Raw genomic sequence first — 19809 nt, 5'->3', positions numbered from 1 at the left:
CGCGATGACCACAACGAATCCGCTGCAGCACATCCGGCAGGACATCCAGTCCATGCACGCCTATGCCATCCAGGACTCCACCGGCATGGTCAAGCTGGACGCGATGGAGAACCCGTTTTCGCTGCCACCCGAACTGCAGAAGGCCTTGGGCGAACGCCTGGGCGCTGTCGCCATCAACCGCTACCCCGGTGCGCGCATCGAAGACCTCAAGCAGGCACTGGCCCGGTATGTCAATTTGCCCGAAGGCTGCGCCCTGATGCTGGGCAACGGCTCCGACGAGTTGATCTCCCTGCTCGCCATGGGCTGCGACATGCCGGGGGCCAGTATCCTGGCGCCTTTGCCTGGCTTCGTGATGTACGCGATGAGCGCGCAGCTGCAAGGTCTGGCCTTCCACGGCGTGGACCTGACACCAGACTTCGAACTGGACGAGGCGGCGATGCTGGCCGCCATGCGTGCCCACAAGCCGACGATCACCTACCTGGCCTATCCGAACAATCCCACGGCCAACCTCTGGGACGCCGATGTGATCCGGCGATTGATCGCCGAGGCTGCCACGTATGGCGGTCTGGTGGTCATGGACGAAGCCTACCAGCCGTTCTCCAGCCACAGCTGGCTGGACGAAATCCGCGCCCATCCGGCCGCCAACGCCAATCTGCTGCTGATGCGCACGCTCTCCAAGTTCGGTCTGGCTGGTGTCAGGCTGGGTTACATGGTCGGTCCCCGCGCGCTCGTGCACGAGATCGACAAACTGCGTCCGCCCTACAACGTCAGCGTGCTCAATGCCGAGTGCGCGCTGTTTGCGCTCGAGCATGCTCAAGTGTTTGCCCAGCAGGCCGCCACGATCCGATCCGAGCGCGAGCGCCTGATCGCCGCGCTGGCGACCATGCCCGGCGTTCACCCGTTCCCCAGCCAGGCCAACATGGTGCTGGTGCGGGTGCCGGATGCCCAGCGAGCTTTTGAAGGGCTGAAAGCCCGTGGCGTGCTGGTCAAGAATGTTTCTAAAATGCATCCATTGCTCGGCAATTGTCTGCGCCTGACCGTCGGAACCCCTGACGAAAATGTGCAGATGATCGACGCCCTGCGATCCCAACTATGAACGCCCCCATTCCCGCCGCCTGCGCCACCGACCGTGTGGCCGATGTCCAGCGTCGAACCGCCGAGACGCAGATCCGTGTGTCCGTCAATCTGGACGGAACCGGTGCTGCCCGCCTGGCGACCGGCATCGGTTTTTTCGACCACATGCTGGACCAGATCGCACGCCATGGCCTGATCGATCTGGCGGTCGAGTGTCAGGGTGACCTCCACATCGATGGTCACCACACGGTCGAGGATGTGGGCATCACCATTGGCCAGGCCTTTGCCAAGGCGGTCGGTGACAAGAAGGGCATCCGTCGCTACGGTCATGCCTACGTGCCGCTGGATGAGGCGCTGTCGAGGGTGGTGGTCGATTTTTCCGGACGGCCTGGCCTGCACATGCACGTGCCTTTCACCGCAGGCATGATTGGCGCGTTCGACACGCAGCTGACCTTCGAGTTTTTCCAGGGCTTTGCCAACCATGCTGGCGTGACCCTGCACATCGACAATCTCAAGGGTGTCAACGCCCACCATCAGTGTGAGACCGTGTTCAAGGCCTTTGCCCGCGCGCTGCGCATGGCGCTCGAACGCGATCCGCGAATGGGCGACGTGATTCCCTCCACCAAAGGTTCGCTCTGATCCCCCGGAAAGTCTGATGAAACGCAAGACAGTGGCCGTGGTGGACTACGGCAGCGGGAACCTGCGCTCGGTGTCCCAAGCGGTGATGCATGTGGCCGACGCCGTCGGTTTCGACGTGGTCGTGACCGCCAGCCCGCAGGCGGTGCTTGAGGCCGACCGGGTGGTACTGCCCGGTCAGGGCCACATGGGTGACTGCATGCGAGAGCTCGACGCGTCCGGCTTGAAGGCGGCCGTCCTGCACGCCGCCGCCCACAAGCCCTTGTTCGGTGTGTGTGTCGGCATGCAGATGTTGCTCGATCGCAGCGAAGAGGGGCCCACCGATGGTTTGGGATTGATGCCCGGCGAGGTGGTCCGTTTCCGCCTGGCGGGCATGACCCAGCCCGATGGCAGCCGCTACAAGGTGCCCCAGATGGGGTGGAACCAGGTTTTTCACCAGCTGGCCGCTGCCGTGCATCCTGTCTGGGCGGGCATTCCGGATGGCGCCTGGTTCTACTTCGTGCACAGCTACTTTGCCCGTCCGTCCAACCCGGCACACTGTGTCGGTGAAGCGGATTACGGAGGCCGCTTTGCCGCTGCCATCGCCCGCGACAACATTTTTGCCACCCAGTTTCACCCCGAAAAGAGTGCCGACCAGGGGCTGGCGCTCTATCGCAACTTCCTGACCTGGAACCCCTAAGCGCCGACAGGCTCGCCTTACCATGCTGCTGATTCCCGCCATTGATCTCAAAGACGGCCAGTGTGTTCGCCTCAAACAGGGCGACATGGATCAATCCACCGTGTTCGGTGAAGACCCGGCGGCCATGGCTCGCAACTGGGTCAACAAAGGTGCCCGTCGCGTGCACCTGGTGGATCTCAACGGCGCCTTTGCCGGCAAGCCCAAGAACGAGCAGGCGATCCGCGCCATCCTCAAGGAGGTGGGCGCCGAAGTGGACGTCCAGCTGGGCGGCGGCATTCGCGACCTCGACACCATCGAGCGCTACCTCGACGCCGGACTGCGCTACGTCATCATCGGCACCGCCGCCGTCAAGAACCCCGGCTTCCTTCAGGATGCCTGCACGGCCTTCGGCGGACACATCATCGTGGGTCTGGACGCCAAGGACGGCAAGGTCGCGACCGATGGCTGGAGCAAGCTCACTGGTCACGAGGTGGTGGATCTGGGCAAGAAGTTCGAGGATTACGGCGTCGAGTCCATCATCTACACCGACATCGGTCGTGACGGCATGCTCAGTGGCATCAACATCGAGGCCACCGTCAAGCTGGCGCAGGCGCTGACGATCCCCGTGATTGCATCAGGTGGCCTCTCGAACATGGACGATATCCGCAGGCTTTGTGCGGTGGAAGAAGAGGGCGTCGAGGGCGTGATCTGCGGCCGCTCCATCTACAGCGGTGACCTGGATTTCCAGGCGGCGCAGGCCTTGGCCGACGAGTTGAACGGATGACGGATGCTGGCTAAACGCATCATTCCCTGTCTGGACGTGACCGGTGGCCGCGTCGTCAAAGGCGTCAACTTCGTCGAGCTCCGCGACGCGGGTGACCCGGTAGAAATCGCGGCCCGTTACAACGAGCAGGGCGCCGACGAGCTGACCTTTCTGGACATCACCGCCACCAGCGATGGCCGCGACCTGATCCTGCACATCATCGAGGACGTCGCTTCTCAGGTGTTCATTCCGCTGACGGTCGGTGGCGGTGTCCGCACGGTCGAGGACGTTCGGCGGCTGCTCAACGCCGGGGCCGACAAGACCAGTTTCAACTCGGCCGCCATTGCCAACCCGCAGGTGATCCGCGACGCTTCCGACAAGTACGGTTCCCAGTGCATCGTGGTGGCCATCGACGCCAAGCGCCGTCAGGGTGAAGATCTCGCCGCTCGCGGCGCTGGCTGGGATGTCTACAGCCACGGTGGCCGCAAGAACACCGGTCTGGATGCCGTGGTCTGGGCCCGTCAGATGGCTGAGTATGGCGCCGGTGAAATCCTGCTGACCAGCATGGACCGCGATGGCACCAAGAGCGGCTTCGATCTTGAGCTGACCCGTGCGGTGGCCGACGCCGTCAGTGTGCCCGTCATTGCCTCCGGTGGCGTGGGCAACCTCGACCACCTGGCCGACGGCGTGCAGCAGGGCGGGGCGGACGCCGTATTGGCCGCCAGCATCTTCCACTACGGTGAGTACACCGTGGCTCAGGCCAAGCAGCGCATGGCCGAGCGTGGTATACCCGTGAGGCTGTGAACATGAATGCCGATTGGCTTGACGCCGTCAAATGGGATGCGCAAGGACTGGTGCCAGTGATTGCGCAGGAGGCCGCCACGGGCGACGTCCTGATGTTTGCGTGGATGAACCGCGAGGCCCTGCAGAAGACGGCCGAACTCGGCCGGGCGGTGTACTTCAGCCGTTCGCGCAACAAACTCTGGTTCAAGGGCGAGGAGTCGGGGCATGTACAGACGGTGCACGATATCCGGCTGGACTGCGACAACGACGTGGTGCTGCTCAAGGTGACGCAGCTGGGGCACGAGCCCGGCATTGCCTGCCATACCGGACGCCACAGCTGCTTCTTCCAGAGCCACCAGAATGGGCAGTGGGTGCCGGTTGATCCGGTGCTCAAGGACCCGCAATCCATCTACAAATGAGTGCCATGTCCGACACAGACTCTCTCGCGCGTCTGGCCGCGGTCATCGAGAGCCGCAAGCCGGCCAACGGCGGTGACCCAGAGAAAAGCTATGTTGCGCGCCTGCTGCACAAGGGGCCGGACGCTTTCCTCAAGAAGGTCGGCGAAGAGGCCACCGAGGCAGTGATGGCAGCCAAAGACTGCGATCACGGAGGCGATGTGCAGAAGCTGGTCAATGAGGTGGCCGACCTCTGGTTCCACAGCATGATCGCGCTCGCCCACTACGGCAAGGCACCTGCCGACGTGGTGGCAGAACTGGTGCGCCGCGAAGGCCTCAGCGGACTGGAAGAAAAGGCCTTGCGCAAGGCGCAGATCCGCGAAGCCTCGGAGTAGAGAGAACAAGCCTTTTCTGGAGCCCTTCATGCGCGATGAGACCGACGTGACCGATGTTCAGGCCAAGGGGGACGAAAAGGCCGAGTCCCTCAAGACCATTGGCTGGATCAGCTACCTGCTGCACCTGATCGTAGCAGTGGCAGCTGTCGTGCCGGGCGCTCAGGTCGGTATCGGCATTCTGCTGGTGGCGCTGATCATCGACCTGGTGAAAAAGGATGATGCAGCGGGCTCCTGGCAGGCCAGCCATTTTTCCTGGCGCATTCGTACGGTGTTGTGGGCGGGGGTTCTTTATGTGGTGACGATCCCTCTGTGGCTCCTGCTGCTGATCCCCGGGATGGTCGCCTGGGCCATCATTTCCATCTGGTTCCTCTACCGCATCGTCAAGGGCATGGTCCGGATGAACGCCAGCCAGTCCATGCCTGACTGAAGACACCAACTCATGAGCTCACACGATCCGAATTGCATCTTCTGCAAAATCATTGCTGGCCAGATCCCGTCCAGGAAGGTCTACGAGGACGAGGATATCTATGCCTTTCACGACATTGCTCCCTGGGCGCCGGTGCACTTCCTCATGGTGCCGAAGCTCCACATTCCGTCCATGGCCCAGGTCGATACCACTCACGAGCGACTGCTGGGCAAAATGATGGGCTTGGCACCCCGTCTGGCCGTTGAGCAGGGCTGCAATCCGTATCCGCAAGGGGGATTTCGCATCGTGTGCAACACGGGGGCGGAAGGGGGGCAGGAGGTGCATCACTTGCATGTCCACGTCATGGGTGGGCCGCGGCCGTGGGCCCGGGGATGACGTCCCAACCCGTCCAGACGTCAACCGGGTCTAGGAATACCCTTGCACGCCTGCATTGAACCCCTGTGCCGGCGTAGAATCCAACACCAAGGCGCTGGTCGCCATTTCAGATACTGGAGAATCGTATGGGAAGTTTCTCGATTTGGCACTGGCTCATCGTGCTGCTGATCGTCGTGATGGTGTTCGGCACCAAAAAGCTGAAGAACCTTGGGTCTGATCTCGGTGGGGCTGTCAAGGGTTTCAAGGACGGCATGAAGGACGGTGGTGCTGACGCGGCATCTGCTCCGCCCGCCAACCCCCAGGTCACCCAGGCCGCCAAGGCTGAGCAGACCACCATCGACGTCGAAGCAAAGCAAAAAAGCTGAAGCGTCGCCCTGTGGCCCTGGACTTCTCGTCCGGCGGCCTCTAACCTTCTGACCTGCCTGACATGATCGATCTGGGCATTTCCAAGCTCGCCCTGATCGGGGCGGTGGCGCTGGTCGTCATCGGCCCCGAGAAGTTGCCGCGCGTGGCCAGAACCGTGGGAACCCTGCTGGGCAAAGCCCAGCGCTATGTGGCGGACGTCAAGGCGGAAGTCAACCGGTCCATGGAGCTCGACGAGCTTCGGAAGATGAAGGAGTCGGTGGAGTCGGCCGCCAAGGACGTCGAGTCCTCCATCCAGAGCGGTGCATCCGACTTCGAGAAGTCCTGGCAAGAGGCCACCGCGGGCCTTGAGGGCTCCGCCGAGGCGTCTTCGGACAACTCGGATGCCCTCAACCGAATCGGCACTGACCTTTACCCCGTCTACCGGCATCCCAAAAAGAACTGGCGCGTCAAGCAGGGCGCCATGCCCCAGTGGTACAAGGCCCGTGCAGGTGTGCGTACCAGGGCCCAGTCGGGTGCGGCCCGTGTGGCCCGTTTTCGCCCGCGATCCAATCCGACAGTGCGCTGATGACCTCTTCCAAACAACCTGACGACGAACTCGCCGGCACGGAGCAACCGTTCGTCCAGCATCTCATGGAGTTGCGGGACCGGCTTCTGTACGCCATGGTGGGCTTGGGGGTGTGCATGGGCGTTCTGGCCATCTGGCCGGGCCCCAGCGGTCTGATCGACCTCATTGCGGTGCCGATCAGGGCCCACATGCCGCCCGATGCCAAGCTCATCGCCGTGGGCGTGTTCTCGCCGTTTTTCGTGCCGCTGAAGGTCCTGGCCATGGCGGCCCTGTTGCTGTCGCTTCCCTGGTGGATGTACCAGATCTGGGCGTTCGTTGCACCCGGTTTGTACAGCCACGAGAAGCGGTTCGCCGTTCCTTTGATTGTCCTGGGAAGCGTTCTGGCCTACATTGGTATCGCCTTCGTCCAGTTTTTCGTGCTGGACAAGATGTTCGGATTCATCCAGAACTTCACGCCAGCCAGTGTGGCGGCCACGCCCGACATTGCCTCGTATGTCGAGGCCATCCTGTCCCTCTATCTGGCCTTCGGGCTGGCTTTCCAGGTCCCCGTCGTGGTGGTGCTCCTGGTGAAGATGAACATGGTCACCATCGAGAAGCTCAAGGAATTCCGGGGCTACTTCATCGTGGTGGCCTTCATCATCGCTGCCATCGTGACGCCGCCCGATGTCATTTCCCAGCTGGCACTCGCCATTCCGATGTGCCTGCTCTATGAGCTGGGCATCTGGGGTGCGCGGTGGTTTGTCAAGCCGGCTCCGCAGGCGCAGGAAGAAGCCTGAATCTTCTCCTGCGAATCACATCCGGTGGTGGTTGCCGGCCCGACGGTGCCGCGATGGTGATCTGCCGTTATCTTGCTTGGGACTGCAGGCGTTGAGGGGTCCGACGTCCTGGCACCACTTCCACGGTCTGTGAACCCGCCTTGCGCAGCAACACCACGGTGGCGGGCTTGCCGGGGGGCAGTGCCGCGACCGCTGACAGCAGTTGCGGCACGTTGGTGACGGTGCGATCGCCAACCTGCGTGATGACATCACCCGGCCGGATACCCGCCACTGACGCTGGCCCGTTCTGGAGCACGCCAGTGATGATCACCCCACCGTTTTGCCCCAGACCAAAGCTTTCGGCCAGCTCGGGCGTCAGGTCCTGGGGCTCGACCCCGATCCATCCCCGTGTCACCTGTCCATCGCGCACGATGGCCTCCATCACGCTGCGTGCGGTGGACGTCGGGATGGCAAACCCGATGCCCATCGATCCGCCCGAGCGGGAATAGATGGCTGTGTTGATGCCCATCAATCGGCCGTTTATGTCCACCAGCGCGCCGCCAGAGTTCCCGGGGTTGATCGCCGCATCGGTCTGGATGAAGTTCTCGAAGGTGTTGATGCCCAGCTGGGTGCGACCGAGCGCGCTGACGATGCCGCTGGTGACCGTCTGACCAACGCCAAACGGGTTGCCGATGGCCAGCACCTGATCGCCGATCGCCAGTGCGTCGGAGTCCCCCAGGGTGATCACGGGCAGGTTGTCGAGCGCGATCTTCAGGATCGCCAGGTCCGTTTCCGGGTCCGTGCCGATCACCTGTGCCACCGTGCGCCGGCCGTCGACGAGCACCACCTCGATTTCATCGGCTTCCTCGATCACATGGTTGTTGGTCAGAATGTATCCGGCAGGACTCACGATCACGCCGGAGCCGAGGCCCGACTGCTGCTGGGCAGACCCCTGGTCACCGAAGAAGAAGCGGAACCAGGGGTCATTGATGCCTTGGGGGGCTTCGGCCGTCTTGCTGGTGTTGATGCTGACCACCGCGGGTGAAGCGGCCTGGGCAGCCGCACGCAGGCTGCCGGGAGCGGCCGCAGGCGTGCCGCCCGTGCTGGGTGCTTCGATCACGGGCACCACCATCGGCAGAGATGGTCGGCGGTCCAGCCAGCCTGGCTTGAGAGTGGCCACCACGAAGTAGGCAGCCACCAGAATGGTGACGGTTTGGGCAAACAGGAGCCAGAGTCTTTTCATGATGCCGGTCGCGAATGGGCACCAATGCCCGTTGTGTCTGAGATTGTCGGTGATTTGGTGACGCTGCCCGTGGACTTCAAGCCGGTTGACGCAGGTCAATGCGGTGTTGTCGCATCCGGGGTCGAATCACTCGCAGTCAACAACGACCGGAGGAAGCATATGAAAGCAATGGTGGATCTTTTCTCGACCGACTATGGTCTGTTCAGCGTCGGCGTTCTGGCCTTCATCATCGTGATGGCGGTCTGGTTCTACCGTTTCTTCAATCGCAAGATGCTGGAGTCGGAAGCGCAGCAGCGTCGCTGAGGCGTCGGGGTGTCAAAATGCCGGGATGAGTTCTTCATCCGGCGTCGTCACCCGTCAGCAGTTGTGCACCACATTGGATCAACTGCTTGAGCCATCACTTTTTCGAGACTACGGACCCAATGGTCTGCAAGTGGAGGGCAAGGCAGAGATACGTCGCCTGGTTTCCGGCGTGACCGCCAGTCTGGCCTTGATTGATGCGGCGATCGCTGCCCGTGCCGATGCCATCCTGGTGCACCACGGCCTTTTCTGGCGCGGTCAGGATGGGCGAGTGACAGGCTGGATGAAGCAGCGCCTGTCCCGGCTGCTGGCCCACGACATCAACCTGCTGGCCTATCACCTGCCGCTGGACGCGCATCCCCGGTTGGGCAACAACGCCCAGCTTGCTGACCGCCTGGGTGTGGTGGTGCCTGACGGGCCGGAAGGTCGTTTTGGTGAGCAGTCCCTTGGGTTCATCGGCGAGCGCCCATGGGCCTCCATGGCGGACATGGCGAGTGACATCGAGTTGCTTCTGGGGCGCCCGGTGACACTCGTCGGCGATGCACAACGCCCTGTGCGGCGGATCGCGTTGTGCACGGGTGGGGCTCAGTCCTACTTCGAGGCAGCCATTGCCGCCGGTGCGGATGTGTTCGTCACCGGAGAGATCTCGGAACCCCAGGCGCATCTGGCGCAAGAGTGCGGTGTCGGCTACCTGGCCTGTGGTCATCACGCCACCGAACGCTTTGGCGCTCCAGCGGTGGGTGCGCATGTGGCAGCCCTGCTGGGGCTGGAGCACCAATTCATCGAGATACCGAATCCCGCCTGACGGGCGCCCTCAGGATGAACAACATCTGTCCTCCCTTGCTCATCAGCATGGGCGATCCCGCCGGTATCGGTCCGGAGATCATCCTGAGTGCTGCGGCCCGGCATCCGGAGCGCTTGTCGGATGTTCTGGTGGTCGGTGACTGGGCGGTCCTGCAGGCGGCCAGGGAGCGGCTGGTTTCACAGACAGACCTGTCTCTGCCCGTTTTGCAGGAGTGGGTTGGTGAAGGTAGTTGGGACGGCGGGGAAAACGGGGTGCTCCGCGTCGTGCAGACGGGTTCGCCGGCGACCGACTTGCCGCCCATGGGGCGGATCAGTGCGGGTGCGGGACAACTCGCGGCCGATGCGATCGCGGCGGCGGCCCGGCGGGTGTTGTCCGGTTGGAGCAGGGGCATGATCACCGCCCCCATTCACAAGGAGGCGCTGGCGGCTGCCGGCATCGATCACCCGGGGCACACCGAGTACCTGCAGGCGCTCGCCGCCGATCACCTGGGGTGCCGCATCGACCAGGTGCCGGTGCGCATGATGCTGAGTTGCCCCGGACTGCGCACCGTGCTGGTCAGCATCCATGTCGCCTTGCAAAAGGCCATCGACTTGGTCACCACCGACCGGGTTCTCGAAACCATTCGCATCACCGATCGGTGCCTGCGCGTTCGTGGCGGTGAGCGCCCCCGCATCGGAGTCGCGGGGCTCAATCCCCACGCAGGGGAAGGCGGCTTGTTCGGCACCGAAGAGTTGCGAGTCATTGCGCCTGCGGTGGAGGCAGCGCGGGCAGAGGGCATTGATGTCTCAGGGCCGCATCCGCCCGATACGGTGTTCATGCGCGCACGCCAGGGAGCCTTCGATGTGGTCGTAGCGATGTACCACGACCAGGGACTCATTCCGGTGAAGTTGCTCGGGCTGGAGCACGGCGTCAACACGACGTTGGGCTTGCCGTTTGTGCGCACCAGCCCCGACCATGGCACGGCTTTCGATCTGGCGGGTACGGGCAGGGCAGATCCGTCCAGTCTGGTGGCCGCCTGGGATGCCGCCTTGGACATGACAGCACCTCCCTGAGGGCGCTCAGCCCGTCATTTGCGCAAGCTGTCCCTGATTTCCCTCAGCAGCAGAACGTCTTCCGGTGTCGTGGGTGGGGCCGGTGGGGCAGCGGGCTCCTGGCGCTTGAGGCGGTTGATCTGCTTGACCATCAGGAAGATCACGAAGGCCAGGATCAGGAAATTGATACCGACAGAAATGAAGTTGCCGTAGGCCAGGACCGGTACGCCCGCTTCCTTCATGGCGGCCAGCGTTCTGGCTGTGCCTTCCGGGGCGGCGCCCAGGGTGATGAACAGGTTGGAGAAATCCAGCTTGCCGAACACCGAACCGACCACCGGCATGATGACATCGTCGACCAGCGAGCCGACGATCTTGCCGAATGCCCCGCCGATGATCACGCCGACCGCCAGATCGATGACATTGCCCTTGACGGCAAATTCCTTGAACTCCTGCATCATGCCCATGTGTGCTCTCCTGAGGTTGTTTGGGATGCTTCCAGCGCGTCCTCGCTGCCAGAAGCCCGGCGCGATTGTCACCGAGCACCATGGTATTACTTTGCGAGCCCTGAGGTGGTGATTCCTGGAGCGTGACCGATTGCCGGTTGCTGTCGCGCCATTAATGCACTGGGCTGCTTTGGAATGCGACAGAGGCCCTTGACAGGTCCGGTAGAATCACGGGTTGACCCTAATTCCCGTTTCGAAACGTCTTTGAAAGATCCCCATGAGTGAAGCAACCGTCGATTCGACTGTGGACAGCAGTCGTCGGACCTGGCTGATCACCTCCTGCGCCATGGGCGGCGTGGGAGCGGCAGCCGTCGCCGTCCCGTTCGTGAGCACTTTCCAACCTTCGGAGCGGGCCAAGGCCGCCGGTGCTGCCATCGAAGTGGATGTGTCGGCCATCCCTCCCGGCGAGAAAGTGGTGGTGGAGTGGCGGGGCAAGCCCGTGTGGGTCATGCGCCGCACGCCCGAGCAATTGGCTGCCCTCGAGAAGATCGAGGCCGATCTGGCCGATCCGAATTCCGATCGCAAGGCCTATCCGACGCCGGAATACGCCAAGAACCGCCATCGGTCCATCAAGCCGGAAATCCTGGTGGCTGTGGGCATCTGCACCCATCTGGGCTGCTCGCCCGGGGACAAGCTGACGCCCGGCCCCCAGCCTTCGCTGCCCGACAACTGGCAGGGCGGTTTCCTGTGCGCTTGCCACGGTTCGACCTTCGACGTTGCCGGCCGCGTGTTCAAGAACAAGCCGGCGCCGGACAACCTGGAAATTCCGCCGCACTACTACACCTCCGAGACCACGGTCCTGATCGGTGAAGAGAAGAAGGCCTGAGCAGGCTGAACTGACCACAGAGGCAATCCATGGCTGAATTCAAAGAAATCTCTCCCGACGCTCCCGCGGGCCAAAAGCTGCTGAACTGGGTGGACAACCGTTTCCCGTTGTCCAAGCTGTTCAACGAGCACATGGCGGAGTACTACGCGCCCAAGAACTTCAACTGGTGGTACATCTTCGGTTCGCTGGCCCTGCTGGTGCTGGTGATCCAGATCGTCACCGGCATTTTCCTGGTCATGCACTACAAGCCCGACGCCAATCTGGCGTTCGCCTCGGTCGAGTACATCATGCGCGATGTGCCTTGGGGCTGGCTGATCCGCTACATGCACTCCACGGGTGCCTCGGCATTCTTCGTGGTGGTGTACCTCCACATGTACCGGGGTCTGATCTACGGTTCCTACCGCAAGCCGCGTGAACTGGTGTGGGTGTTCGGTTGTGCCATTTTCCTGGTGCTGATGGCCGAAGCCTTCATGGGCTACCTGCTGCCCTGGGGCCAGATGTCCTACTGGGGTGCCCAGGTGATCGTGAACCTGTTCTCGGCCATTCCGTTCGTCGGTCCTGACCTGGCTCTGCTGATCCGCGGTGACTTCGTCGTCGGTGATGCCACGCTCAACCGCTTCTTCAGCTTCCACGTGATCGCTGTGCCGCTGGTGCTGCTGGGTCTGGTGGTGGCGCACATCATCGCCCTGCACGAAGTGGGTTCCAACAACCCGGACGGCGTCGAGATCAAGGCAGGCCCCAAGGGCAACCGCTGGTCCAAGAATGCGCCGGCCGACGGTGTTCCCTTCCATCCCTACTACAGCGTGCATGACGTGTTTGGCGTCTCGCTGTTCCTGATGGTGTTCTCGGCCATCGTGTTCTTTGCGCCCGAGTTCGGCGGCTACTTCCTCGAGTACAACAACTTCATCCCGGCCGATCCGCTGGTCACGCCGCTTCACATCGCCCCGGTCTGGTACTTCACGCCGTTCTATTCGATGCTGCGTGCCATCACCACCGAGATGATGTACGTGCTCATCGCCTGTGTGATCCTGGGTGCCATCCTGGGTGTGCTCAAGGCCAAGGTAGGCGCTTTCTTCAAGCTGGTGATCGTGGGTGGCGCCGTCGTGGTCTCTGCCCTGATGCTGGCCATCGACGCCAAGTTCTGGGGTGTGGTCGCCATGGGCGGCGCCGTGATCATCCTGTTCTTCCTGCCCTGGCTGGACAACAGCCCGGTCAAGTCCATCCGCTACCGCCCGAGCTGGAACAAGTGGCTGTACGCCGTGTTCGTGATCAACTTCCTGATCCTGGGCTACCTGGGTATCCTGCCGCCGTCCCCCATCGGTGAGCGCGTCTCACAGGTCGGCACGCTGTTCTACTTTGGCTTCTTCCTGCTGATGCCGTGGTGGTCGCGTCTGGGTGAGTTCAAGCCCGTGCCTGCCAGAGTGACCTTCAAACCCCACTGAAACCCGGCAGCAACTTGCGGAGAAACATGCAAATGAAAAAGATCCTTCTGGGTTTCGCGCTCTCGCTCGGCCTGTCGGCTTCGGTGCTGGCGGCTGGTGGTCCTGGTATTCCCATGGACAAGGCGCCCAACCGCACCAATGACATGGCGGCCCTGCAGAATGGTGCCAAGCTGTTCGTCAACTACTGCCTGAGCTGCCATTCGGCGGCCTTCATGCGGTACAACCGCCTGCGTGACATCGGTCTGACCGACAAGCAGATTGCCGAAAACCTGACCTTCACCACCGAGAAGATCGGTGACACCATGAAGGCGGCCATTGATCCCAAGCAGGCCAAGGCCTGGTTCGGTGCCAACCCGCCCGATCTCACGGTGATCGCTCGCTCGCGCGCAGGCAAGGGCTACACCGGTGCCGATTACCTGTACACCTTCCTGCGCACCTACTATCGGGATGAAGCCAAGCCAACCGGCTGGAACAACATGGCTTTCCCCAACGTGGGCATGCCCAATCCGCTGTGGCAACTGCAGGGTGAACAGAAGCCGGTCATGCAGAAGGTGACCAGTCATGGTCACGAAGTGGAAGTCCTCAAGGGCTGGGAACAGGTCAAGCCCGGTACCATGAATCAGGCCGAGTTTGACCAGAACGTGGGTGATCTGGTGGCCTATCTGCAGTGGATGGGTGAGCCGGCACAGAACACGCGCGTCCGTCTCGGTGTCTGGGTGATGCTGTTCCTTGCGGCATTTACCGTGGTTGCCTGGCGTCTGAACGCCTCTTACTGGAAAGACGTCAAGTAAGTCCATACCCGTCGGCGCGTTCCTGTGACCGCCGACCTGTGCAGTGGCAGGACCTCGCCGTCGTGCGTTCAGGTCCTCCACTGTTTTTGCATTAAGGAGCTCCCCTCATGATGGTCCTGTACTCGGGCACGACCTGCCCCTATTCCCACCGTTGCCGGTTCGTGCTGTTCGAGAAAGGCATGGATTTCGAGATCCGTGACGTCGACCTTTACAACAAGCCGGAAGACATCAGTGTGATGAACCCGTACGGGCAGGTTCCTATCCTGGTCGAGCGCGACCTGATCCTGTACGAGTCCAACATCATCAACGAGTACATTGACGAGCGGTTCCCTCACCCGCAACTCATGCCTGGTGATCCGGTGGACCGTGCCCGTGTGCGGCTGTTCCTGCTGAACTTCGAGAAGGAACTGTTCACCCATGTGTCGGTGCTCGAGAACCGCGCATCGAAGGCCAATGAGAAAGCACTGGAGAAGGCGCGATCGCACATCCGCGACCGCCTGACCCAGCTGGCTCCTGTGTTCCTCAAGAACAAGTTCATGCTGGGGGACAACTTCTCCATGCTGGATGTCGCCATTGCGCCCCTGCTGTGGCGCCTGGACTTCTACGGCATCGAGCTCAGCAAGAACGCTGCCCCGTTGCTCAAGTACGCTGAGCGCATCTTCTCTCGCCCCGCCTACATTGAAGCGCTGACGCCGTCCGAGAAGGTCATGCGCAAATGATCCCGGCTTGCCGCCATGACTTGCCTGTCGTGGCGGCCAGATGGTTCTTCGAATGAATCCCCAAGACCGAGACCTGCCCTCCACCCGCCCGTATCTCATTCGTGCCATGCACGAGTGGTGCACGGACAACGGTTTTTCACCGTACATGGCGGTGCACGTCGACCGCTCGGTGCAGGTGCCTTCCGAGTACGTGAACAACGGCGAAATCGTCCTGAACGTCAGTCTGGATGCCACCAGCGGCCTGAAGTTGGGCAACGACTGGATCGAGTTCAAGGCGCGTTTCGGCGGGGTGGCGCGAGAGATCCTGGTGCCCGTGAGTCATGTGGTGGCCATCTACGCGCGGGAGAACGGGCAGGGCATGGCCTTTCCTGCGCCTCAGGCTCCGGCTGCCGATGCTCCAGATGCACCCCAGGCAGATGCTGAGCGTCATGCCGGACCCGCCTTGCGAGCGGTGTCGACCGACGACTCCGCAGCCCCAGGTCAGGCAGCGGATGGCGAGGGTGGTGGCCCGCAAGGTCCGAAGGGCCCACGACCTGCCCTCAAGCGCGTCAAGTAGAATTCAGCCGTTGCCGCTTTAGCTCAGTTGGTAGAGCACTCGCCTTGTAAGCGATAGGTCGTCTGTTCGAGTCAGACAAGCGGCACCACCTTTGATGAAACGACCGCACCGCAGGTCGTTTCACCGCTCATCGTCCGAGGGCTTGGATCTTGATCCGAATGCCGGTAACCTCGTGCCCTTTGCGGGTGAGCTCCTTGACCATCGTCGGGAGCAGTTGCCGGAGTTTGGTGGCCGCCGCGGACGATTTGACCAGCAGGCACCATTCTCCGTTTTCAAGCGGGCCCGATTGCACGAGTCCCCGCAGCGGGATCGGGATGAGGGGGTTGACAGCTTCGAGGCACGCAGCAGAGGCGCGAATGCGCGCCTGTAGAGCGGCCAGCGAGGGAGCCTCTTCGGCGGCCTGCTTCAGGGACCACAGCGTCTGGCGACGGACAACGGGACTCATGGGCTGATACATTGCAGGTGAGCCTGCGGGTGCAAGGAAGGATGTAAGGCGTGCACATCATTATCACGGACGCTTGGCTGGCGCGCAGCCGCGCCTTGCATCTCAACGGATTCAAGCTGATTCTGATGGCCCTGGCGGGCTCAGGGCTGTTGATGCTGGGGGCTGTCGCCACTTACCACTGGGTGTTTCTGGAGGGTGTGCGTCAGGGCTGGCCTGGTTTCAGCTCCATGGCCAGGCTGGTCTCTCAGGGAGAGCTCGACGCCAACAAGTTGTACATGCGCGACAACCTGGATGCGATGGCCCGCAAGCTGGGTGAGATGCAGGCACGCATGGTCCAGATCGAGTCGCTTGGCGAGCGTGTGGCGGGCTTGGCGGGATTCGATCCGGCCGAGTTCCGTACACCACCTGCCTCAGGCGGAGCGTTGATCGGATCCAAACCGCTGACGCCGGAAGAGTTCCAGTTGGCCATGGCCAATCTCGAGTCGACGGCAGGCACCAGCATCGACTGGTTGACGGCGGTCGAATCTCGCCTGTTCGACCAGAAGATCCAGCGCAGCATGGTCCCCACGCAGGAGCCGGTGACCAATGGGAACGTCGGATCGCCGTTTGGTTTCCGCATTGATCCCATTACCGGTCGGGCCGCATTGCACACGGGCCTGGATTTCCCCGCCGACACGGGCACGCCGATCCTGGCGGCCGCCGGCGGCGTGGTGGTGGTTCAGGAGTACCACCCCGCCTACGGAAACATGGTCGAGATCGATCACGGCAACGATCTGATCACCCGTTATGCCCACGCCTCGCGTGTGCTGACCAAAAAAGGCGATCTCGTCAAGCGCGGCCAGCACATCGCCGATGTGGGCAGCACGGGTCGTTCGACTGGGCCTCACCTTCACTTTGAGGTGCTCGTCTCCGGTGTGCCGCAGGATCCCCGCCGGTTCCTGAGTGCCGGCGAGAGCCTCGCTGGCCTTCTGCCGGGACGCCAGGCGCCTCCCGTCCGCTGACAGCGCCGCTGCTGGCCATCTGTAAAATGGCCGGCAACCTTCCGGGGTGGCGCCCGCATTCCGCCCGTCTGCGGGCGGATGTGGAGCGTTGACCTATCCCCTGTCCGATTCCTCTATTCCGATGTGGATCCTGCGCCCAGCATGTTGATGGTGCAGTGACCGCTCCCCATATGGCCACGAACTTCCTCACCAAAATTTTTGGTAGCCGCAACGACCGTTTGCTCAAGACCTACCGCAAGACGGTTGACCGTATCAATGGCCTCGAACCCCAGTTTGAGAAGCTCTCCGATGATGAGCTTCGGGCGCAGACCGAGCGATTCAGGCAGCGGCTGACTCAGGGGGAATCCCTGGATGCCTTGTTGCCTGAGGCGTTCGCCGTCGTGCGCGAGGCCAGCAAGCGTGTCATGAAGATGCGCCACTTCGATGTGCAGCTCATCGGCGGCATTGCCCTGCACAGTGGCAAGGTGGCCGAAATGCGCACCGGCGAAGGCAAGACACTGACAGCCACCTTGCCGGTGTACCTGAACGCGCTGGCCGGTCGGGGTGTCCACGTGGTGACGGTGAACGACTACCTCGCGACACGCGACGCCCAGTGGATGGGCCGTCTCTACAACTTCCTCGGTCTGTCGGTGGGTATCAATCTTGCGCAGATGGCGCGCGAGGAAAAGCAGGCAGCCTACCGAGCCGACATCACCTACGGCACGAACAACGAGTACGGCTTCGACTATCTGCGTGACAACATGGTGTACGAAGCCTCGGATCGCGTCCAGCGGCCGCTTCACTACGCCATCGTTGACGAGGTGGACTCCATCCTGATCGATGAGGCGCGTACCCCGCTGATCATCAGCGGTCAGGCCGAAGATCAGACGCCGGTGTACCTGGCCATCAAACAACTGGTGCCCCATCTGGTGCGTCAGGAAGGAGAAGCCGACCCCCGCACCGGTGAGGGGGTGATCAAGCCGGGGGACTTCACCGTCGACGAAAAGGCGCATTCCATTCACATGACCGAGCAAGGGCATGAGAACGCCGAACGCTTGCTGTCCCGGGCCGGCCTGCTGCCCGAAGGCGCCTCACTGTACGACCCGTCGAACATCGCCCTTCTCCACAACCTGGTGACTTCCCTGAAGGCTCACCACCTCTATCACCGTGACCAGCACTACGTGGTTCAGGACGGTGAGATCGTGATCGTTGATGAGTTCACCGGCCGCCTGATGTCGGGACGTCGCTGGAGCGATGGTCTTCACCAGGCGGTGGAGGCCAAGGAGGGCGTGGCGATCCAGCCAGAGAACCAGACGCTGGCATCCATCACCTTCCAGAACTACTTCCGCCTGTACACCAAGCTGTCCGGCATGACGGGCACGGCCGACACCGAAGCCTACGAGTTCCAGGAAATCTACGGTCTGGAGACGGTGGTCATTCCGCCCAATCGACCGAGCCAGCGCAAGGACGAGCTCGACCGCGTCTACAAGACCACCAAGGAAAAGTACGTCGCGGCCATTGCCGACATCCGCGAATGTCATGAGCGTGGCCAGCCGGTGCTGGTGGGTACATCGTCGATCGAGAACTCCGAGATCATTTCCCAACTGCTGATCGCCGAGAAGCTGCCTCACGAGGTGCTCAACGCCAAGCAGCACGCGAGGGAAGCCGACATCATCGTCCAGGCCGGGCGCCCGGGAGCGATCACGATCGCCACCAACATGGCGGGTCGCGGAACCGATATTGTTCTGGGGGGAAATCTGGAGAAGATGGTCTCGGCCATCGAGGCCGATGCCTCCCTTGGCGAGGAGCAGAAGGCCCAGCGAATCCAGGCCGTCCGGCAGCAGTGGCAGGCTGACCACGACAAGGTCAAAGCCTTGGGAGGACTGCGCATCATCGCCACGGAGCGCCACGAATCCCGTCGCATCGACAACCAGTTGCGCGGCCGCTCGGGTCGCCAGGGCGATCCAGGCTCATCGCGCTTCTACCTGAGCCTGGACGACTCCCTGATGCGGATTTTCGCGGGCGACCGGGTGCGCGCGATCATGGATCGTCTGAAGATGCCCGAGGGTGAAGCCATTGAAGCGGGAATGGTGACCCGCAGCATTGAGAGTGCGCAGCGAAAGGTGGAGGCGCGCAACTTCGACATCCGCAAGCAGCTGCTTGAATACGACGATGTCGCCAACGACCAGCGCAAGGTGATCTACCAGCAGCGCAACGACATCCTCGATGCTGCGTCCCTGCGGGCCCAGATCGGTGATCTGCGTGATGGCTGTTTTGCCGATCTGGTCCATCAGTTCGTGCCGCCCGGCAGTGTCGAGGAGCAGTGGGATCTGCCAGGTCTGGAACGCGCCCTCAAGGACGACTGGTCTGTCGATCTGCCTGTCGCGGCCTGGGTCGCCAGCGCCGACAGTGTTGAAGTCGATGACATCATTGAGAAAGTGGTGAGTGCCGCACGTGAGGCTTTTGAAGCCAAGGTGGCACAGGTTGGCGAGGAGAACTTCACGCAGTTCGAGCGGGTGGTCCTGCTTCAGACACTCGACAGCCAATGGCGCGAGCACATCGCCGCGCTGGACTACCTGCGCCAGGGCATCCACCTGCGTGGCTATGCCCAGAAGCAGCCCAAGCAGGAATACAAGCGCGAAGCGTTTGTGCTGTTCGGTCAGTTGCTTGACACTGTTCGCAACGACGTCACCCGCATCCTGATGAACGTGCGCATCCAGTCGCCCGAGCAGGTGACCGAGGCTGCGCAGGAGCTGGAGGCCAAAGCGGAGCAACTGGCCAATGTCACCTACACGGCGCCGACAGAAACGGGCGAGCCCGAGAGCGTCACGGATACCAGCACGGTCGCTGCAGCCGTCCCTCGCGTGGGCCGCAATGATCCTTGTCCTTGCGGCAGCGGCAAGAAGTACAAGCATTGCCACGGACAGTTGACCTGAGATTGCGGCCTCGCTGATCACCATACCCAGAAACCCAAGA

At 62.3% G+C, this 19809-nt stretch carries 25 protein-coding genes and 1 tRNA gene; 23 read left to right on the top strand and 3 right to left on the bottom strand.

Going from position 1 to position 19809, the window contains the following annotated elements; all coding sequences use genetic code 11:
• Positions 1-4: 4 nt before the first annotated feature.
• The 12 genes from hisC to tatC all read left to right on the top strand — a co-directional run bounded on the left by hisC (position 5) and on the right by tatC (position 7213).
• Positions 5-1096 (top strand): histidinol-phosphate transaminase, encoded by a 1092-nt coding sequence (hisC, locus tag ACFQNJ_RS09330; RefSeq protein ID WP_382256399.1) that lies wholly within the window; start codon positions 5-7, stop codon positions 1094-1096.
• Positions 1093-1713, top strand: a complete 621-nt coding sequence (gene hisB / locus ACFQNJ_RS09325; protein WP_382256396.1) for an imidazoleglycerol-phosphate dehydratase HisB — start codon at positions 1093-1095, stop codon at positions 1711-1713. Before hisC ends, hisB begins: the two co-directional genes overlap by 4 nt.
• A gap of 16 nt (positions 1714-1729) precedes the next feature.
• A complete protein-coding gene (gene hisH / locus ACFQNJ_RS09320; RefSeq protein WP_382256393.1) occupies positions 1730-2389 on the top strand; it encodes an imidazole glycerol phosphate synthase subunit HisH in 660 nt (219 codons plus the stop codon).
• Positions 2390-2411: 22 nt separating this feature from the next.
• On the top strand, positions 2412-3152 hold the full coding sequence (hisA, locus tag ACFQNJ_RS09315) for a 1-(5-phosphoribosyl)-5-[(5-phosphoribosylamino)methylideneamino]imidazole-4-carboxamide isomerase (protein WP_374640144.1): 741 nt from the start codon (positions 2412-2414) through the stop codon (positions 3150-3152).
• Between the two features lie 3 nt (positions 3153-3155).
• On the top strand, positions 3156-3935 hold the full coding sequence (gene hisF, locus ACFQNJ_RS09310) for an imidazole glycerol phosphate synthase subunit HisF (protein ID WP_382256390.1): 780 nt from the start codon (positions 3156-3158) through the stop codon (positions 3933-3935).
• Between the two features lie 2 nt (positions 3936-3937).
• Positions 3938-4333 carry a phosphoribosyl-AMP cyclohydrolase gene (gene hisI / locus ACFQNJ_RS09305; RefSeq protein ID WP_382256387.1) on the top strand — a complete coding sequence of 132 codons (396 nt, stop codon included), beginning with the start codon at positions 3938-3940 and terminating at the stop codon, positions 4331-4333.
• Between the two features lie 5 nt (positions 4334-4338).
• The gene (locus ACFQNJ_RS09300; protein WP_374640147.1) at positions 4339-4704 is read left to right on the top strand and encodes a phosphoribosyl-ATP diphosphatase; all 366 of its coding nucleotides are present in this window, start codon (positions 4339-4341) and stop codon (positions 4702-4704) included.
• A 28-nt stretch (positions 4705-4732) separates the two neighbouring features.
• Positions 4733-5131, top strand: coding sequence for a DUF4870 family protein (locus ACFQNJ_RS09295; protein ID WP_382256384.1), 399 nt, complete (start codon positions 4733-4735; stop codon positions 5129-5131).
• 12 nt (positions 5132-5143) lie between these two features.
• Complete coding sequence (locus ACFQNJ_RS09290) at positions 5144-5506, top strand: histidine triad nucleotide-binding protein (protein WP_382256381.1); 363 nt, start codon at positions 5144-5146, stop codon at positions 5504-5506.
• Positions 5507-5631: 125 nt separating this feature from the next.
• Complete coding sequence (gene tatA / locus ACFQNJ_RS09285) at positions 5632-5871, top strand: Sec-independent protein translocase subunit TatA (protein WP_382256378.1); 240 nt, start codon at positions 5632-5634, stop codon at positions 5869-5871.
• Between the two features lie 62 nt (positions 5872-5933).
• The gene (gene tatB, locus ACFQNJ_RS09280; RefSeq protein ID WP_374640153.1) at positions 5934-6437 is read left to right on the top strand and encodes a Sec-independent protein translocase protein TatB; all 504 of its coding nucleotides are present in this window, start codon (positions 5934-5936) and stop codon (positions 6435-6437) included.
• Entirely contained in the window at positions 6437-7213 is a 777-nt protein-coding gene (gene tatC / locus ACFQNJ_RS09275) for a twin-arginine translocase subunit TatC (protein WP_374640154.1), read from the top strand. Before tatB ends, tatC begins: the two co-directional genes overlap by 1 nt.
• A 67-nt stretch (positions 7214-7280) precedes the next feature.
• Here the strand turns inward: tatC and ACFQNJ_RS09270 are convergent, their stop codons facing one another.
• Positions 7281-8435, bottom strand: coding sequence for a trypsin-like peptidase domain-containing protein (locus ACFQNJ_RS09270; protein WP_382256375.1), 1155 nt, complete (start codon positions 8433-8435; stop codon positions 7281-7283).
• Positions 8436-8468: 33 nt separating this feature from the next.
• On the opposite strand from ACFQNJ_RS09270, the gene ACFQNJ_RS09265 reads away from it, so the two are divergent.
• The 3 genes from ACFQNJ_RS09265 to pdxA are packed head-to-tail and all read left to right on the top strand — an operon-like array spanning position 8469 to position 10592.
• A complete protein-coding gene (locus ACFQNJ_RS09265) occupies positions 8469-8738 on the top strand; it encodes a DUF3149 domain-containing protein (RefSeq protein ID WP_374640156.1) in 270 nt (89 codons plus the stop codon).
• Between the two features lie 25 nt (positions 8739-8763).
• Positions 8764-9540, top strand: a complete 777-nt coding sequence (locus ACFQNJ_RS09260) for a Nif3-like dinuclear metal center hexameric protein (RefSeq protein ID WP_382256373.1) — start codon at positions 8764-8766, stop codon at positions 9538-9540.
• 14 nt (positions 9541-9554) lie between these two features.
• On the top strand, positions 9555-10592 hold the full coding sequence (gene pdxA / locus ACFQNJ_RS09255; protein WP_382256370.1) for a 4-hydroxythreonine-4-phosphate dehydrogenase PdxA: 1038 nt from the start codon (positions 9555-9557) through the stop codon (positions 10590-10592).
• A 14-nt stretch (positions 10593-10606) separates the two neighbouring features.
• Here pdxA and mscL read toward each other — a convergent pair whose 3' ends face one another.
• Positions 10607-11035: a large conductance mechanosensitive channel protein MscL gene (mscL, locus tag ACFQNJ_RS09250; RefSeq protein ID WP_382256368.1), complete on the bottom strand. Its 429-nt coding sequence runs from the start codon at positions 11033-11035 to the stop codon at positions 10607-10609.
• Between the two features lie 256 nt (positions 11036-11291).
• Between mscL and petA the strand changes: the two genes are divergently transcribed.
• The 6 genes from petA to ACFQNJ_RS09220 all read left to right on the top strand — a co-directional run bounded on the left by petA (position 11292) and on the right by ACFQNJ_RS09220 (position 15496).
• The gene (gene petA / locus ACFQNJ_RS09245) at positions 11292-11900 is read left to right on the top strand and encodes a ubiquinol-cytochrome c reductase iron-sulfur subunit (RefSeq protein WP_374640160.1); all 609 of its coding nucleotides are present in this window, start codon (positions 11292-11294) and stop codon (positions 11898-11900) included.
• Positions 11901-11929: 29 nt separating this feature from the next.
• Entirely contained in the window at positions 11930-13342 is a 1413-nt protein-coding gene (locus ACFQNJ_RS09240; protein WP_382256366.1) for a cytochrome b, read from the top strand.
• Positions 13343-13374: 32 nt separating this feature from the next.
• A complete protein-coding gene (locus ACFQNJ_RS09235; RefSeq protein WP_382256364.1) occupies positions 13375-14133 on the top strand; it encodes a cytochrome c1 in 759 nt (252 codons plus the stop codon).
• 107 nt (positions 14134-14240) lie between these two features.
• Positions 14241-14852: a glutathione S-transferase N-terminal domain-containing protein gene (locus ACFQNJ_RS09230; protein WP_374640163.1), complete on the top strand. Its 612-nt coding sequence runs from the start codon at positions 14241-14243 to the stop codon at positions 14850-14852.
• A gap of 52 nt (positions 14853-14904) precedes the next feature.
• Positions 14905-15408 carry a ClpXP protease specificity-enhancing factor gene (locus ACFQNJ_RS09225; protein ID WP_382256361.1) on the top strand — a complete coding sequence of 168 codons (504 nt, stop codon included), beginning with the start codon at positions 14905-14907 and terminating at the stop codon, positions 15406-15408.
• A 12-nt stretch (positions 15409-15420) separates the two neighbouring features.
• Positions 15421-15496, top strand: a tRNA-Thr gene (locus ACFQNJ_RS09220).
• Positions 15497-15535: 39 nt separating this feature from the next.
• On the opposite strand, the gene ACFQNJ_RS09215 is transcribed toward ACFQNJ_RS09220, so the two are convergent.
• Positions 15536-15853, bottom strand: coding sequence for a DciA family protein (locus ACFQNJ_RS09215; protein ID WP_382256358.1), 318 nt, complete (start codon positions 15851-15853; stop codon positions 15536-15538).
• 50 nt (positions 15854-15903) lie between these two features.
• On the opposite strand from ACFQNJ_RS09215, the gene ACFQNJ_RS09210 reads away from it, so the two are divergent.
• On the top strand, positions 15904-16854 hold the full coding sequence (locus ACFQNJ_RS09210) for a M23 family metallopeptidase (RefSeq protein ID WP_382256356.1): 951 nt from the start codon (positions 15904-15906) through the stop codon (positions 16852-16854).
• A gap of 170 nt (positions 16855-17024) precedes the next feature.
• Positions 17025-19769, top strand: coding sequence for a preprotein translocase subunit SecA (gene secA / locus ACFQNJ_RS09205; RefSeq protein ID WP_382256353.1), 2745 nt, complete (start codon positions 17025-17027; stop codon positions 19767-19769).
• The last annotated feature ends 40 nt before the right edge of the window (positions 19770-19809 follow it).

Source organism: Hydrogenophaga bisanensis (genome assembly GCF_042665135.1).
GTDB lineage: Bacteria > Pseudomonadota > Gammaproteobacteria > Burkholderiales > Burkholderiaceae_C > Hydrogenophaga > Hydrogenophaga bisanensis.
The sequence above is the reverse complement of the archived record's forward strand: the minus strand, read 5'-3'. Positions and strand labels throughout refer to the sequence as shown.

Bases quoted from the DNA above. Each gene is read 5' to 3' on its own strand.
- hisC (WP_382256399.1), top strand. From the start codon at position 5: ATGACCACAACGAATCCGCTGCAGCACATCCGGCAGGACATCCAGTCC.
- hisB (WP_382256396.1), top strand. From the start codon at position 1,093: ATGAACGCCCCCATTCCCGCCGCCTGCGCCACCGACCGTGTGGCCGAT.
- hisH (WP_382256393.1), top strand. From the start codon at position 1,730: ATGAAACGCAAGACAGTGGCCGTGGTGGACTACGGCAGCGGGAACCTG.
- hisA (WP_374640144.1), top strand. From the start codon at position 2,412: ATGCTGCTGATTCCCGCCATTGATCTCAAAGACGGCCAGTGTGTTCGC.
- hisF (WP_382256390.1), top strand. From the start codon at position 3,156: ATGCTGGCTAAACGCATCATTCCCTGTCTGGACGTGACCGGTGGCCGC.
- hisI (WP_382256387.1), top strand. From the start codon at position 3,938: ATGAATGCCGATTGGCTTGACGCCGTCAAATGGGATGCGCAAGGACTG.
- ACFQNJ_RS09300 (WP_374640147.1), top strand. From the start codon at position 4,339: ATGTCCGACACAGACTCTCTCGCGCGTCTGGCCGCGGTCATCGAGAGC.
- ACFQNJ_RS09295 (WP_382256384.1), top strand. From the start codon at position 4,733: ATGCGCGATGAGACCGACGTGACCGATGTTCAGGCCAAGGGGGACGAA.
- ACFQNJ_RS09290 (WP_382256381.1), top strand. From the start codon at position 5,144: ATGAGCTCACACGATCCGAATTGCATCTTCTGCAAAATCATTGCTGGC.
- tatA (WP_382256378.1), top strand. From the start codon at position 5,632: ATGGGAAGTTTCTCGATTTGGCACTGGCTCATCGTGCTGCTGATCGTC.
- tatB (WP_374640153.1), top strand. From the start codon at position 5,934: ATGATCGATCTGGGCATTTCCAAGCTCGCCCTGATCGGGGCGGTGGCG.
- tatC (WP_374640154.1), top strand. From the start codon at position 6,437: ATGACCTCTTCCAAACAACCTGACGACGAACTCGCCGGCACGGAGCAA.
- ACFQNJ_RS09270 (WP_382256375.1), bottom strand. From the start codon at position 8,435: ATGAAAAGACTCTGGCTCCTGTTTGCCCAAACCGTCACCATTCTGGTG.
- ACFQNJ_RS09260 (WP_382256373.1), top strand. From the start codon at position 8,764: ATGAGTTCTTCATCCGGCGTCGTCACCCGTCAGCAGTTGTGCACCACA.
- pdxA (WP_382256370.1), top strand. From the start codon at position 9,555: ATGAACAACATCTGTCCTCCCTTGCTCATCAGCATGGGCGATCCCGCC.
- mscL (WP_382256368.1), bottom strand. From the start codon at position 11,035: ATGGGCATGATGCAGGAGTTCAAGGAATTTGCCGTCAAGGGCAATGTC.
- petA (WP_374640160.1), top strand. From the start codon at position 11,292: ATGAGTGAAGCAACCGTCGATTCGACTGTGGACAGCAGTCGTCGGACC.
- ACFQNJ_RS09240 (WP_382256366.1), top strand. From the start codon at position 11,930: ATGGCTGAATTCAAAGAAATCTCTCCCGACGCTCCCGCGGGCCAAAAG.
- ACFQNJ_RS09235 (WP_382256364.1), top strand. From the start codon at position 13,375: ATGAAAAAGATCCTTCTGGGTTTCGCGCTCTCGCTCGGCCTGTCGGCT.
- ACFQNJ_RS09230 (WP_374640163.1), top strand. From the start codon at position 14,241: ATGATGGTCCTGTACTCGGGCACGACCTGCCCCTATTCCCACCGTTGC.
- ACFQNJ_RS09225 (WP_382256361.1), top strand. From the start codon at position 14,905: ATGAATCCCCAAGACCGAGACCTGCCCTCCACCCGCCCGTATCTCATT.
- ACFQNJ_RS09215 (WP_382256358.1), bottom strand. From the start codon at position 15,853: ATGAGTCCCGTTGTCCGTCGCCAGACGCTGTGGTCCCTGAAGCAGGCC.
- secA (WP_382256353.1), top strand. From the start codon at position 17,025: ATGGCCACGAACTTCCTCACCAAAATTTTTGGTAGCCGCAACGACCGT.